Consider the following 14,544-nt stretch of genomic DNA (forward strand, 5'->3'; position numbering starts at 1 on the left):
AGTCTGATCTATTTTTGTATTAAAAAAAGATTGTGATATAATAAAATGAATAAAAATAGTTGTAGGTGATAAAATGAAAAAAGCCATTGTCTTTAGCACATACTCTGAAGAAATGAGAGTAGCTTTGTTAGAAGATGAAAAATTAATGGAAATTTTTTTTGAAGATTTAGAAGCCAATAAGTTGTCAGGAAAAATTTTTTTAGGGAGAATAGAAAATGTTGTCCCTGCACTAGAATCTTTTTTTGTAAATATTGGAACAAAAAAAAATGGCTTCTTAAGATATAAAGATACTATAGTTGATACTGATACTTTGCATCGTGGTTCTTTTATAATTGTTCAGGTTAAAAAAGATGGAAATAGTCGAAAAGGCCCCCAATTAACTATGCGTATTGATATTCCAGGAAGATATCTAGTGTATATGCCATATGGTGAAAATAGTATTGGAATATCAAAAAAAATTTTTTCTTCTTCTGAAAAAGATAGATTAAGAGAAATAGGTGAAATATTAATAGAAAATGAAGAGGAAGGCATTATATTTAGAACAAATAGTGAAAATGTTGACTTTGATACTTTAAAAGAAGAATTCGAAAATTTAAAAAATATATGGGATAATATTTTAGAAAAAGCAAAAACTATTAATAAACCTAAATTATTATTTGAAGAGGAAAATTTTGTTGAATATATTTTAAGAGAAAAATTAGATATTTATACAAATGAGATAATAACAGATGACTCTAAATTATTTAGAAAGTTTAATAAATTAAAAGAAAATTATAAAAATTTAAAAGTGAGAAAAGTAGATATCGATGCGTTTTCATGGACTGGAATATATGAGCAATTAGATGATTTATTTTCAAGAAAGGTCGAATTACCAAGCGGAGGAATTATTACTGTAGATAAAACTGAGGCATTAACTGTATTTGATGTTGATTCTGCTGGGAATGTTTTAGAAAATAATGTTGAAAATACTTCATTTAAAACAAATTTAGAAGCAGCAAAAGAAATAGCAAGACAATTGCGCTTAAGAAATATAGCTGGTATTATTTTAATAGATTTTATTGATATGAAAAACGATTATCATAAAGAAGAAATTATTAATGTTTTTAGAAACGAAGCTATGAAAGATAAAGCAAGAATTTATATTTCTGGATTTACAAAATTAGGGTTATTGGAGCTTTCAAGAAAAAGGACTACCCCTTCTATAGACTCATTATTATTCACACAATGTCCAATTTGTCAAGGAACTGGAAAAATCGCCTCGCCAAGGATTGTATTCAGGAGAGCTATAAAAGAATTGGAAGAATCTCTCACAGATCTAAAAAAGAAATATGATATCAAAGAGGTCCATACAAGTGTATATCATAACCTTTCTGGATATTTCACAAAAGAAAAGAAAAAAGAAATAGAAAAAAAGTTTAATATCTCATTAGATATAGATTTTAATTGGCCAGATCCAAATTCCTATAATATAAGATATAGAAAATAAAGGTGATTATATGAGAATCCAATTTCAAATAAAGGAAAATATGCTACCGATATTTGATATAGAAAAAAATTTTGATTTATTAATTGTTGGTGGGGTTGAGATCTTAATACGATCTATATTAGATATACCTAATATTTCTTTAGAAGTTAATGGTATTGGAACAAAAATTGCTACACATATAAAAAAATTAGGAATTTCACCAATTATTTATGACTTTATTGGAAATGATGAATTCTTTGATTTTATTAATAAATATTTTGAAAAAAATGATATTACTTTGTTTTTTTCCAGACAACCATATGGAACAAAAAGAGTATTAAAATTAATAAAAAATAATGAAGAAATAGTGTATAAAGATTATAGAAATATTGAAAAAATGGATTATAATCATTCTTTAAATATATTATCTGACGTTTATAATGAAGTTAGAGGGGTTTATTTAATATTAAATAACTTTGAAAACAATATAGCACGAAATGTTAAGCTATTGGGAAAATTTTTATTTTTAGACTTTGAGGAAAGCACTATTATACCTGACTCAAAAGATATATTTGGAGATTTTATATTTATAAATGAAAATATACATTTACCAAAAAATATACATTATATCTATAAAGTAACTTTTTTAAATAATGGAAAAATAAAATTCGAATTTTCTAATGAAAGCTGGACAATAGAACCCTTTTCAATTAATGATGAATATATTTTTGAGGCAAAATGCTCATTCAAAAGTGTAATCGTAAATTCATTATTTGAGGGAAAATCATTAAAAGATGCTTTACTTCTAGGGAATATAGCTTATTCTTATTCTTTAGAAAACAAAGGTAGAATGATTAGCAAAAATTTATTATTAGAAGAATTTTACAAAAGGAAATGAGTATTTATTCATTTCCTTTAAAGAATTTAATTATTTCATCGGCAACTTTTTCTTTTTCTATATCATTTACTACAACATGCGGACTTTTTTCTAATACTATGGTTTTAATCACTTTAGAACTAATATTATTTTTAATTGTATCTGCTACACTTAAAGGAACTGCTCCATCTTTTTTTGATACAATTATTAATGTATTACTTTTTATTCTATTTAATCTTCTTTTAGCTAAACGTTGTAATTTATACAAATCTGCAGCTTTTGGTGGCCAATCATAATCCCAATATTCTCTTGCTAATTTGTTTAACTCTTCTTCTTCATAATTTATTCTTTTTCTTCTATTTAATTTTTTTACAAATAACTTTATAACAGGAGTTAATTTTAATCTCCAATCTTTAGCTTCCAGGGCTGGTGCAGCCAATGCTATTTTTTTAGGATTAAATTGTGCTGATAATAATAACGTTAAGACTCCTCCCATAGATAATCCTGATATATATACATTCTCATATTTTGAATTTAATTCAATATATGAATCAACCACTCTTCTTAACCAATCTTTCCAATTGCTATTTAAAAAATCTATTGAATTCGTTCCATGACCCGGCAATCTTGGAATACATACAGTAAAACCTGATTCGTTTAATCTTTGACCTAAATAATACATATCATGTGGCGTTCCTGTATATCCATGTATTAGCAATACTGCATCTTTTCCACCTTCTAAAAATAAAGGATATGACTTTTCATATATTACTTTTGTATCTTTTGATATATTGTCTAAAAACACCTTATCGCCTCCTTATTTTTTCTAAATAATTTTATCATAAATCTTATAAAATTACTAAAGTTTATAAAAAAAACAGACGAGATATATAACGGTTGGAAAAATATTACATTTCACACGGAGGTGAAATTATGAGAATTTATCACAATATGGAAGCTTTAAACGCTTGGAGAACATTAAGTGGTGTTAAGAGTGAAATGAGTAAATCACTCGAAAAATTATCTTCTGGTCTAAGAATCAACAGAGCAGCTGATGATGCAGCAGGTTTAGCTATCTCTGAAAAAATGAGAAATCAAATTAAAGGTTTAGACACTGCTACAAGAAATGCTCAGGACGCTATTTCTATGATTCAAACTGCAGAAGGTGGATTAGATGAAATCCATTCAATTTTAAAGCGTATGAGAGAACTTGCTGTTCAAGCATCCACAGATACAAATACTGATGCTGACAGAGTTCAATTGCAAAATGAATTTACAGAATTACGAGATGAAATCAATAGAATAGCAAAAACTACACAATTTAATACAAAGAATTTATTAGATGGTTCTTTGAAAGAAACAAGAGACTCTGAGGCTAAATTAGTGTCTCCTGGTTCTGCTCATTTCGAAATTGATACGACATTTGGTACAGATGGAGTTGCACATACAGTAACAAAAGATGGAAATGTTATTATAGAAGTCGGTCAATTCACTGGTGCTGCAACATCTGGTATTGACGTTAAATTAACAATTGTAACAGCAGGTGGTAGTAGTAGCGTTACTACACTTGCTTCTAATGGTTCAGCTGTTGTTGGTGTAGGTGGAGGTTCAATTAAAATTAAATGGGATACTGATCAAGTTGCCGATATTGATGATTATGGCGGAACGTTAGCTAAAGGTACAAAAGTTGATGGTGGAGCAGTTGTAGTATATGGTCAAGTTACAGCTGGTTCTACAGGAGTTGAACCATTAAACTTCCATATAGGTGCAAATGAAGGTCAAGTTATCAACATGGGATTTGAAAGCATGAAGGCTGATGACCTCGGTATTACATCAACCGTTAAGATCGATTCACAAAGTGGCGCTGAGTTTGCTGTAAGTGCTATAGATGCTGCAGTATATAAGGTTTCTGCTTTCAGAGCTAAATTAGGTGCTGCTCAAAATAGGCTTGAACATACTATCAAGAATTTAGGTGTAGCTTCTGAAAACTTAACTGCTGCTGAGTCAAGAATTAGAGATGCTGATATGGCTAAGGTTATGGCTCAATACACTCGAGAACAAATTCTTATGCAATCTGGTACTGCTATGTTATCTCAAGCTAATCAATTACCTCAACAAGTATTGCAATTACTAAGATAATAACTATTTTTAAAGGGCGAATGGATTCGCCCTTTTTTATTTTATTCCTACTAAAGTTTATTAAAAAACAGACGAAATATATAACAGTTGGAAAAATATTACATTTCACACGGAGGTGAAATTATGAGAATTTATCACAATATGGAAGCTTTAAACGCTTGGAGAACATTAAGTGGTGTTAAGAGTGAAATGAGTAAATCACTCGAAAAATTATCTTCTGGTCTAAGAATCAACAGAGCAGCTGATGATGCAGCAGGTTTAGCTATCTCTGAAAAAATGAGAAATCAAATTAAAGGTTTAGACACTGCTACAAGAAATGCTCAGGACGCTATTTCTATGATTCAAACTGCAGAAGGTGGATTAGATGAAATCCATTCAATTTTAAAGCGTATGAGAGAACTTGCTGTTCAAGCATCCACAGATACAAATACTGATGCTGACAGAGTTCAATTGCAAAATGAATTTACAGAATTACGAGATGAAATCAATAGAATAGCAAAAACTACACAATTTAATACAAAAAACTTGTTAGATGGTTCTTTGAAAGAAACAAGAAATGCTGATGTAAAGTTAGTATCTCCTGGTTCTGCACACTTTGAGGTTGGTACATTCTCTGCAAGTATGACAAATGATGCAAATTTCGTTATAGAAGTTGGTCAATTTAGTGGTGGAGCTACATCACAACTAGATGTTTTAGTTAAAAGAATTGATTCCAATGGTGTAACAACTGTAGGTTCTTCTATTGTTAGTGTAGGCGCAGGAAGCATTCAAGTTACTGTAGCTGGAGGAGGAACTGTAACTATTAAATGGGATACTAACCAAATTGCGAAAATCGATGACTACGGTGGAACATTAGCTTCAGGAACAAAAGTTGATGGTGCAGCAATTGTAGCTTATGGTCAAGTTACAGCTGGTTCTACAGGAGTTGAACCATTAAACTTCCATATAGGTGCAAATGAAGGTCAAGTTATCAACATGGGATTTGAAAGCATGAAGGCTGATGACCTCGGTATTACATCAACCGTTAAGATCGATTCACAAAGTGGCGCTGAGTTTGCTGTAAGTGCTATAGATGCTGCAGTATATAAGGTTTCTGCTTTCAGAGCTAAATTAGGTGCTGCTCAAAATAGGCTTGAACATACTATCAAGAATTTAGGTGTAGCTTCTGAAAACTTAACTGCTGCTGAGTCAAGAATTAGAGATGCTGATATGGCTAAGGTTATGGCTCAATACACTCGAGAACAAATTCTTATGCAATCTGGTACTGCTATGTTATCTCAAGCTAATCAATTACCTCAACAAGTATTGCAATTATTAAGATAATAACTATTTTTAAAGGGCGAATGGATTCGCCCTTTTTTATTTTATTTTGAACTTTGTCTACAAACCAAAACTCTCTTCCAAATTGGAAGAGAGTTTTAGCATATATAATATACTTTTTAATATACTTTCGTCTTTTTTATCCAACCAATAACTATAGGACTTGCAATATATAATGAGGAATATGTTCCAACAACAACACCTACTGCTAATCCAAATGCAAATGGTGCTATTGCCTTTCCACCCCAAATCAATATTGGTAAAATTACCAAAAATGTTGTTAATGATGTATTAATAGATCTTACAATAACTTCATTAATACTTGTATTAACAATTTCTTCTATACTCTTTTTACCTCTTAACTTTTTCATATTTTCTCTAATCTTATCATAAACAACGATAGTATCATTTAAAGAATAACCTGCTAATGTTAAAAATGCAGCTATTGCAGCAACATTAATCTCTATATTAAATATAGAATAAAATCCCATTGTAATGATTATATCATGAGCTAAAGCTAATATAGCTCCAACACCAAAAGAAAATTTAAATCTTAATGTTATATATGCCAACAGCAATATCAAAGAAATAATTACTGCATACCATGCATAAGATTTAATTTCTTGAGCTGCAAAACCTGAAACATCATTAAACTCTAAAAAATTAATTGTTACGCCTTTATCCTTGAACTCTTTTGTTAAAGATTTTATTAATGTTTCTTTTAACTCAGTAGAACCTGATAATGATTCTTTTAAAACTATCATATATTGGGATAATTTAGAGTTTTCTACACTTAAATCTTTTAATTTTGCTATTTTAGCAGTTGCATAATCTGAGTTAATATTTGTTAAAACATTTCTAATATCATCTATAGTAACCTCTTTATCAGAAGATATGATAAATTCTGTTCCACCTGCAAAATCAACACCTAAATTAAATCCTTTTGTAAATACAAATATTAAACTAACCACAATTAATAATAGTGAAAGAGAAATAAATACTTTTCTTTTCCCAACGAAATCAATCATTATTTTCCCTCCTCTACAGCCGCTTTTTGATATTTCTTAGTATTGATTAAATGGCTTGATGTTTCTAATATTGCTCTAGATACAACAAGATTTGTGAACATACTACCTAAAACACCAATTATCAATGTAACAGCAAATCCCCTTACTGTACCTGTTGCGAAGTAGTATAAAACAACACCTGCTAATACTGTTGTTAAATTTGCATCAAAAAGAGTCCAAAATGCTTTATCAAAACCAAATCTAACGGCTGTTAATGGAGGTCTTCCATGCCTTAATTCTTCTTTAATTCTTTCATAAATAATAACATTACCATCTACGGTTGTACCAAAAGTCAAAATAATACCTGCTAAACCTGGTAAGGTTAAAATTGCGTGAGTTCCCGCTAAAACACCCAATAACAATACTGAGTTAAATAATAATACGATATCTGCAACTACACCCATCCAACCATAAAATGCTATCATGTATACCATAACAACAACTAATCCTAATAATCCAGCTTTTATTATAGTTTCTACTACATCCTTACCTAATGTTGGACCAGTAGTTCTTTCTTGGAATTTTACCAAATCAACAGGTAAATTACCAGCTTTAATTAAAGCTGCAACATTCCTTGCTTCTTCTATTGTTTGAATTCCTTCAATAACAGCTGAACTACTTGTTATCTTTTGATTTACAGTTGGAGCAATAATTACTCTATTATCTAAAACAATTGCTAATCTTTTTCCCACTAAATTACCAGTTATCAATTCAAAATTTTTGCTTCCTTTAGAACTAAATTTCAAATTTACTAAAAATCCTTTTCCTCTTGTGTTAATATCTGCATTTGCATCTACAACTTCTGCACCAGTAAATTCAAATGGTTCTTTTCCAAAAGTAAAATATTTTTGAACTTTATACCATGTAGTTTCATCATACATATCTCTTACATAATCGTATAATGGTTCTTCTTTTCCATTTATAACAACATATTTATTCCTTCTAACTTCTGGTTTTGTATCTGAAGTTGTAACATCTATAACTTCTGCAAAATATAATTTACCTCTACTACCTATTAATTTTTCTGCTTCTTCAATATCTGTAATACCTGGAATTTCTACTCTAACTCTTATTTTATTACCGCTAACAACTTTAGTAACTACAGCTTCAGTATATCCTGCAGCATCTAATCTCTTTCTTAATACTAAAATAACATTGTCTATTATTTCATTTGGATCCGTGCCTTGATCAAGCTTCATATTATATTCCAACATACTTCCGCCTTTAATATCTAATCCTAATTTTATATTTGAAAAATACTTTAAAACACCTGTATTTTCAGAACTTGTCTTAGATGGCCAAAAAAACATCAACAAGGCTGTTAGTATGACAATTACAGAAATAATTACCCTTATGTTATGTGTTTTCAACAAAATCAACCCCCTCGAATATTACTTTTTGTTTTCTTCTTCTTTATTTGACTTGGAAAGAATTGCGGCTATTGAACTTTTTGTAATATCTAATTCAGTTTTGTCTGCTGTTCTTATTCTTACATAGTCATTATTAATACTTACTATTTTTCCAATTATTCCAGAAGATGTCATGATTTTATCATCTTTTTTTAGTTTTGATAACATATCTCTATGCTTTTTTTCTTGCCTCTTCTGTGGCATTATTATCAAGAAATACATTAAACCAAAGATTAAAATAAATGGAAACAATAAACTCCATATACTACCTGAAGCAGTCGTTGCAGCTGCTCCTGTTGTGGTTTGTGGTGCTGCTGCTTCTGGTGGTCCAAAAAATAAAAAATCTGTTAAACTATGAATATTCATAAAACTTCACCTCCAAATTAATTTTTTCTTAGAATATTATAACACAGATTTGTGATTTATGGAAATTTTTATGATATAATTAAGAGGGAAATTTATTATTTATGTGGAAAAAATTATTGAAAAAGAATAAGGGGGTATGAAAATGGAACTTTTAAAAGAACTTGAAAGTATTATTAACAATTTAACTGAAAAGTATAACAAAGTAAAGGCGGAAAGAGATTCTCTAAAGAAAGAAAGCGAAGAACTTTATACAGAATATGAAAACTTAACAAGAGAACGGGACTTATTGAAGAATCAAATTGAAGAATTCAAAAAGAACGAAGAAGAAATGGAAAAATATATTCAAGAAATTAATTACAAACTAAAAGAAATTTTAGGTGAAGAAAATAATGAAGAAGCACCAGCTAATATCGAACTAGAAAATAATGAAGAAAACAACGAAGAAAAGTCATCCTATGAAGAACCAAAATGGTAATATTTTATAGGCGGTGAATTTTGTGGGAGACAAGGGACAAAAACATATATATTTTGATTTAATGGGTAAAAAATATGATTTTATTACAGATGAATCAGAAGATGTTGTTAATGAAATATTAGAAAATATAAAAGAAAATGTTGAAAACATATATGCTAGGATGAACAATCCAGATATTGTTCATATACTTTTACTTTTATTATTAAATGAACATCTCGAAAAATTGGAATTGAAAAATGGTTTAAAAGAACTTATTGATAAAGTCTCTAATGTCTCCCATAACAAATAGTATTTATATGGTGGTGTTGTAAAAATGAAAATAGGTTTTTTTGATTCGGGAATAGGTGGATTAACTGTTCTTAAAAAGGTGGTCAATACCTTCAAAGGCCACCAATATTTTTATTTTGGAGATACATTAAATGTTCCATATGGTTCAAAACCTATTGAAAAAATAATCGATATTTTAAAAAGATTATTTTATTATTATGATTCGATAGGAATTGATATTGTAGTTGCAGCATGTAATACTTCAGATTCTATAATATTAAAAAATTATATTGATATGTCTCAATATAATTTTAAGTATATTAGCATTTTAAAGAATGCAATTTCTCAAATAAATGCTTATGAAAATGTTTTATTATTAGCTACAGAGAATACCATTAAAACAGGCACATATAGAGAATTACTTGCTTCAAAAAATGTGAAAATAAGTGAAATTGCATGCCCATTATTTGTTCCATTGATAGAAGAAGGAATTTGGCATGGACCAATCGCTGAATCCATTGTAAATTTTTACTTAAAAAAGCAAAAATCTTATGATAAAATAATTTTAGGTTGCACTCATTATCCAATTTTAGAAAAACATATAAAAAAGACTATTAGAGGTAAAATTATTGATCCTGCTGATGGAATTATTGAAAATTTAAAATATTTTTTACCTATTATAAATTCAATGCCAAAAATTAAATTTTTAATTTCTGGTGATATAAATAAATTTAAACATAATTCAGAAAGAATTATGGGTAGGTTACATTATATTGAATATTCCTCACTTGTTTTAGAAGAATTGGAGTGGTTTAATGAAAAAAAATAGAAAAATTTTACTAATAACAGGATTATCAGGTGCTGGAAAAACAACTATATTAAAGATTTTAGAAGATCTTAATTATTACACAATAGATAATATTCCACCTCATTTAATTGAAAATTTTTTAATAATGTTATTGAATACATCTGACATTGAAAATGTAGCTTTTGTAAGTGATATAAGATGGAAAAATTCAGAAGAATTGAAATCAAAAATTTTAATTCTTAGAGAAAAGTTTTTAAATTCGCCAGATATTACATTTAAAATTATTTTTCTTGACTCTTCTATTGAAACAATTAAAATTAGATTTATGAAATCAAGGAGAGGTCATCCATTACAGAACAATGCTTTATCTTTAGATGAAGCTATAGACAAAGAGATTGAACTTATGACTCCAATAAAAGAAATATCAGATATTATAATTGATACAACAAATCTTGAGCCATCTATGTTTAGAGAAAAAATTTTAGATATATTGCAAAACACAAAAAAGAATATAACTAAAATTAAAATAATAAGTTTTGGATTTAAATATTCAACACCTCATGATCTGGATTATCTATTTGATGTGAGATTTCTCCCTAACCCATATTATATTAAAGAACTTTTTATTCAAACAGGCAAAGATAAGGAAATAAAGGAATATTTAGAAAATTTTGAAGAAACTCATCAAATTGTAGAATCTATAAATGACTTTTTACTTAAAGTGCAAAAATGGTATTCCGCTACAGGAAGAGTATCTATAAATGTTGGAATAGGCTGCACAGGTGGGAAACACCGTTCTGTATATGTTGCTGAAAAAGTATATGAATTGCTAAAAAATAAAAACTCCAATGTATCAATATTCCATCGAGATATTAACAGGTGAGATTATGTCTATTTTTTCTGAAGATGTAAAACTAGAATTATCAAACTTAGAAATAGAACATCCTGAGGTTGAATTATTTGGATTTATAAAAGGTAAAGGAAGTTTTGTTATAGAAGATAGTAATCATTTTTTAAAATTATCAATATCCTCTATGAACACTTTAAAACGAGTTTATAAACTTTCAAAAGAGCTTTTTAAAGAGTGGATTACAACTTATATTAAAGTTGAGAAAAGATTAAAGTTAGGAAGAATGGGAGAGCTCTATTTTAATCTCATGCATGCAAAAATAATATTTGACGAAAAAAAAATAGATATTTTTTCTGATTCTATACCAAAATATATATCTAATGATCCATATTTATTTGGTATATTTTTAAGGGGATTATTTTTAAGTTGTGGATCTGTTTCAATAACAAAAAACTATCATCTAGAAATTTTTTCTGATTTTACAGAAAATTTTGCTCAAATGATAATAAAAAATTTACAAAATCTTATAGGAATCAAAGCTAATTATATAACTAAAAATAATAAAATAAAGATATATGTTAAATCTTCAAAAGATATTTTAAATACATTGGAATTGATAGGAGCACATAATTCTGTTGAAAAAATTGCTAATACTATAAAAGTTCGCGAATTAAAAAGTAACGTATCTCGAACATTTAATTTTATTTCTGCAAATGCTAATAAAACTGCGGACAGCGCTTCAAGACAGATTAAAAATATTAAATTTATTATTGATAAATACGGACTTGATAATTTACCTGATGATTTAAAAGAAGTAGCATTATATAGATTAGAAAATGAAAGTGATAGTTTGAGCGAAATGGCTGAGAACTTGAATTTATCGAAATCAACACTGTATTATAAAATGAAAAAAATAGAAAAATTAGCTAACAAATTAAGAAGAGGTGAAAAAATTTGAAATGTCCATATTGCGGTTATGAAGAAACTAGAGTGCTTGACTCTAGAACAATCGCAGAAGGAACTGTTACCAGAAGGAGACGCGAATGCTTAAAATGCAATAGTAGATTTACAACTTATGAAAGATATGAAACTCATAAAATTTTTGTTATAAAAAAGAATGGTCAGAGGGAAGTTTTTGATAGACAAAAAATATTGAATGGGTTAATAAAAGCATGTTATAAAAGAACTATTTCATACGAACAATTAGAAAATATTGCTGCTCAAATTGAAGAAAATATAAGAAAATTAGGAATATCTGAAATAGAAAGTGTAAAAATTGGTGATATGGTTATGAATGAATTAAAAAGTCTGGATCATGTGGCTTATGTTAGATTTGCTTCAGTATATAAAGAATTCGGTGATCTTGACCATTTCGTAAAAATAATAAATGATTTAAGAAAAAAAGAAAATTAAGGAGGTTTAAATATGGTTCCAGGCGAAAAAATACAATTGACAAGAGAAGGTTATGAAAATCTTATAAAAGAAAAAGAAGAATTAAAAAAGAAATTAATGACTGAAATTGCTGAAAGAATTAAAGAAGCAAGAGAATTAGGTGATTTATCAGAAAACAGTGAATATGAAGAAGCAAAAAATGAACAGGGTAAAATTGATTCAAGAATTAAAGAAATAGACTATATTTTGGATAATGCTGAAGTTATTGATGAATCAGAAAGTAATACAGAAGAGGTAAATCTTGGCAATACTGTAATTGTTAAAGATTTGAATAAAAATATTGAAGAAACATATAAAATAGTAAACTCACAAGAAGCCGATATTTTTTCAAATCCTAAAAAAATTAGTTCTGAATCTCCATTAGGTAGAGCATTATTGAAAAAAAGAATTGGTGATAGAGTAAAATTCAAAACACCATCAAATAAAGAAAGAGAAATTGAAATTTTAGCTATATTAAAATATGGAGGTGCTTGATTTGAGCGATTTAAGAGAGCAAAGATTAAAATTGATAGAGGAATTACGTAAAGAAGGGAAAAATCCATATCCATACAGATATGAAAAAGAAATGAAGGTTGAAGAAATAAAGAAAAAATACAACCATATAGATGCTGGAGAATTATTAGAAAACGATGTATTTAAATTTGCTGGAAGAGTTATGTCAATAAGGAAACATGGAAAATCCGCTTTTTTTGTTTTAAAAGATGATACAGGAAGAATTCAAGCATATATTAGAAAAGATAAAGTTCCAGAAGGAAAATATGATGAATTTAAAAAATATATGGATATTGGTGATTGGGTTGGAATTGAAGGATTCCCATTCAAAACACATACTGGGGAATTAACATTGTTAGTACTTAATTTTGAAATACTTTCAAAAGCTTTAAGACCATTACCTGAAAAATGGCATGGATTAAAAGATAAAGAAGTTAAATACAGGCAAAGATATGTAGATATGATTGCAAATGATGATACTTTAAAAACTTTTGTAACTAGATTTAAGGCAATTAGATATATTAGAGAATTTTTAAATTCAAAAGGGTTTATAGAAGTAGAAACCCCAACATTACATCCCATTTTAGGTGGTGCTAATGCAAGACCTTTTGTTACTCACTTAAATGTTTATGATACAGATATGTATTTAAGAATTGCTCCAGAATTGTATTTAAAAAGATTAGTAGTTGGCGGTATGGAAAAAATATACGAAATTGGAAAGAATTTTAGAAATGAAGGTGTTTCATATAAACACAATCCAGAATTTACGATGATGGAATTATATCAAGCTTATGCAGATTATACTGATATGATGAAAATAACAGAAGAAGTTCTCTCTTATGTTGTAAAAAAAATACATGGAACAACTAAAATTAATTATCAAGGTGTAGAAATTGACTTCACACCACCATTCAAAAGAGTAAAAATGAGAGACTTTATAAAAGAACACTTGGATGTTGATATTTTAGAAGATCCAGATGAAAAATTAGTAGAAGTTCTAAAAGAAAATGGCGTAGATGTAATGGTTGAAGATAAAGGGCATTATATTGATGAATTATGGTCATTAGTAGAACATCATGTTATTCAACCAACATTTGTATTAGAACATCCTGTTGAAATCTCCCCATTAGCAAAAAGACATAGAGAAGATCCAAGAGTTACTGAAAGATTTGAACTTATAATACATGGAAGAGAATTAGCAAATGCTTTTAGTGAATTAAATGATCCCGTTGACCAATTACAAAGATTTAAGAAACAAGTTGAATTAAAAGACATGGGTGATGAAGAAGCTCAAATGATGGATTTAGATTTTGTTAGAGCTTTAGAGTATGGACTCCCCCCAACTGGTGGTTTAGGAATAGGAATTGATAGATTTGTAATGTTCTTAACTAATGCTGAAACTATAAGGGATGTTATTGCTTATCCTATTGTAAAACCAATGAGATTTGAGGATGAGGAAAATTTATTTAATTCCGACGAATAATTTTAACCTTATTTAAATATTAAATTCATCTTTATGTATATAATATACTAGGTATAAAATGTATAAAATAATAA

The 14,544-nt window shown here is 28.3% G+C and carries 16 protein-coding genes; 12 read left to right on the forward strand and 4 right to left on the reverse strand.

From position 1 onward, the window contains the following. Positions 1-73: 73 nt before the first annotated feature. Positions 74-1,486 carry an Rne/Rng family ribonuclease gene (locus ACZ5CK_RS08360; RefSeq protein ID WP_464581364.1) on the forward strand — a complete coding sequence of 471 codons (1,413 nt, stop codon included), beginning with the start codon at positions 74-76 and terminating at the stop codon, positions 1,484-1,486. 10 nt (positions 1,487-1,496) lie between these two features. Further along, a complete protein-coding gene (locus ACZ5CK_RS08365) occupies positions 1,497-2,363 on the forward strand; it encodes a hypothetical protein (protein WP_464581365.1) in 867 nt (288 codons plus the stop codon). A gap of 4 nt (positions 2,364-2,367) precedes the next feature. On the opposite strand, the gene ACZ5CK_RS08370 is transcribed toward ACZ5CK_RS08365, so the two are convergent. Next, positions 2,368-3,147, reverse strand: coding sequence for an alpha/beta hydrolase (locus ACZ5CK_RS08370; RefSeq protein ID WP_464581366.1), 780 nt, complete (start codon positions 3,145-3,147; stop codon positions 2,368-2,370). 128 nt (positions 3,148-3,275) lie between these two features. Here ACZ5CK_RS08370 and ACZ5CK_RS08375 point away from each other — a divergent pair, with 128 nt between their 5' ends. Together ACZ5CK_RS08375 and ACZ5CK_RS08380 are read left to right on the forward strand one after the other, a co-directional pair. Continuing rightward, complete coding sequence (locus tag ACZ5CK_RS08375; RefSeq protein WP_464581367.1) at positions 3,276-4,481, forward strand: flagellin N-terminal helical domain-containing protein; 1,206 nt, start codon at positions 3,276-3,278, stop codon at positions 4,479-4,481. Positions 4,482-4,604: 123 nt separating this feature from the next. Next, positions 4,605-5,804 (forward strand): flagellin N-terminal helical domain-containing protein, encoded by a 1,200-nt coding sequence (locus tag ACZ5CK_RS08380; protein ID WP_464581368.1) that lies wholly within the window; start codon positions 4,605-4,607, stop codon positions 5,802-5,804. A gap of 116 nt (positions 5,805-5,920) precedes the next feature. Here the strand turns inward: ACZ5CK_RS08380 and secF are convergent, their stop codons facing one another. The 3 genes from secF to yajC are packed head-to-tail and all read right to left on the reverse strand — an operon-like array spanning position 5,921 to position 8,643. Next, positions 5,921-6,829, reverse strand: coding sequence for a protein translocase subunit SecF (gene secF, locus ACZ5CK_RS08385; RefSeq protein WP_464581369.1), 909 nt, complete (start codon positions 6,827-6,829; stop codon positions 5,921-5,923). Beyond that, positions 6,829-8,241 (reverse strand): protein translocase subunit SecD, encoded by a 1,413-nt coding sequence (secD, locus tag ACZ5CK_RS08390; RefSeq protein WP_464581370.1) that lies wholly within the window; start codon positions 8,239-8,241, stop codon positions 6,829-6,831. The genes secF and secD overlap by 1 nt, the downstream gene beginning before the upstream one ends. 18 nt (positions 8,242-8,259) lie before the next feature. Then, positions 8,260-8,643, reverse strand: a complete 384-nt coding sequence (yajC, locus tag ACZ5CK_RS08395) for a preprotein translocase subunit YajC (RefSeq protein WP_464581371.1) — start codon at positions 8,641-8,643, stop codon at positions 8,260-8,262. Between the two features lie 142 nt (positions 8,644-8,785). On the opposite strand from yajC, the gene ACZ5CK_RS08400 reads away from it, so the two are divergent. From ACZ5CK_RS08400 to lysS, 8 genes are read left to right on the forward strand one after another with little or no spacing between them, the layout of a single operon-like run. Beyond that, a complete protein-coding gene (locus tag ACZ5CK_RS08400; protein WP_464581372.1) occupies positions 8,786-9,118 on the forward strand; it encodes a hypothetical protein in 333 nt (110 codons plus the stop codon). A 22-nt stretch (positions 9,119-9,140) separates the two neighbouring features. Continuing rightward, the gene (gene zapA / locus ACZ5CK_RS08405; RefSeq protein ID WP_464581373.1) at positions 9,141-9,407 is read left to right on the forward strand and encodes a cell division protein ZapA; all 267 of its coding nucleotides are present in this window, start codon (positions 9,141-9,143) and stop codon (positions 9,405-9,407) included. A gap of 24 nt (positions 9,408-9,431) precedes the next feature. Next, positions 9,432-10,214 (forward strand): glutamate racemase, encoded by a 783-nt coding sequence (gene murI, locus ACZ5CK_RS08410; RefSeq protein ID WP_464581374.1) that lies wholly within the window; start codon positions 9,432-9,434, stop codon positions 10,212-10,214. After that, complete coding sequence (gene rapZ, locus ACZ5CK_RS08415) at positions 10,201-11,076, forward strand: RNase adapter RapZ (RefSeq protein ID WP_464581375.1); 876 nt, start codon at positions 10,201-10,203, stop codon at positions 11,074-11,076. Before murI ends, rapZ begins: the two co-directional genes overlap by 14 nt. A gap of 4 nt (positions 11,077-11,080) precedes the next feature. Further along, positions 11,081-12,001 (forward strand): DNA-binding protein WhiA, encoded by a 921-nt coding sequence (gene whiA, locus ACZ5CK_RS08420; RefSeq protein WP_464581376.1) that lies wholly within the window; start codon positions 11,081-11,083, stop codon positions 11,999-12,001. Beyond that, positions 11,998-12,456, forward strand: a complete 459-nt coding sequence (gene nrdR, locus ACZ5CK_RS08425; RefSeq protein WP_464581377.1) for a transcriptional regulator NrdR — start codon at positions 11,998-12,000, stop codon at positions 12,454-12,456. Before whiA ends, nrdR begins: the two co-directional genes overlap by 4 nt. A 12-nt stretch (positions 12,457-12,468) precedes the next feature. Next, positions 12,469-12,969, forward strand: a complete 501-nt coding sequence (greA, locus tag ACZ5CK_RS08430) for a transcription elongation factor GreA (protein WP_464581378.1) — start codon at positions 12,469-12,471, stop codon at positions 12,967-12,969. Next, positions 12,956-14,470, forward strand: a complete 1,515-nt coding sequence (lysS, locus tag ACZ5CK_RS08435) for a lysine--tRNA ligase (RefSeq protein WP_464581379.1) — start codon at positions 12,956-12,958, stop codon at positions 14,468-14,470. Before greA ends, lysS begins: the two co-directional genes overlap by 14 nt. Positions 14,471-14,544 lie beyond the last annotated feature (74 nt).

The organism is Marinitoga okinawensis (assembly GCF_055387075.1).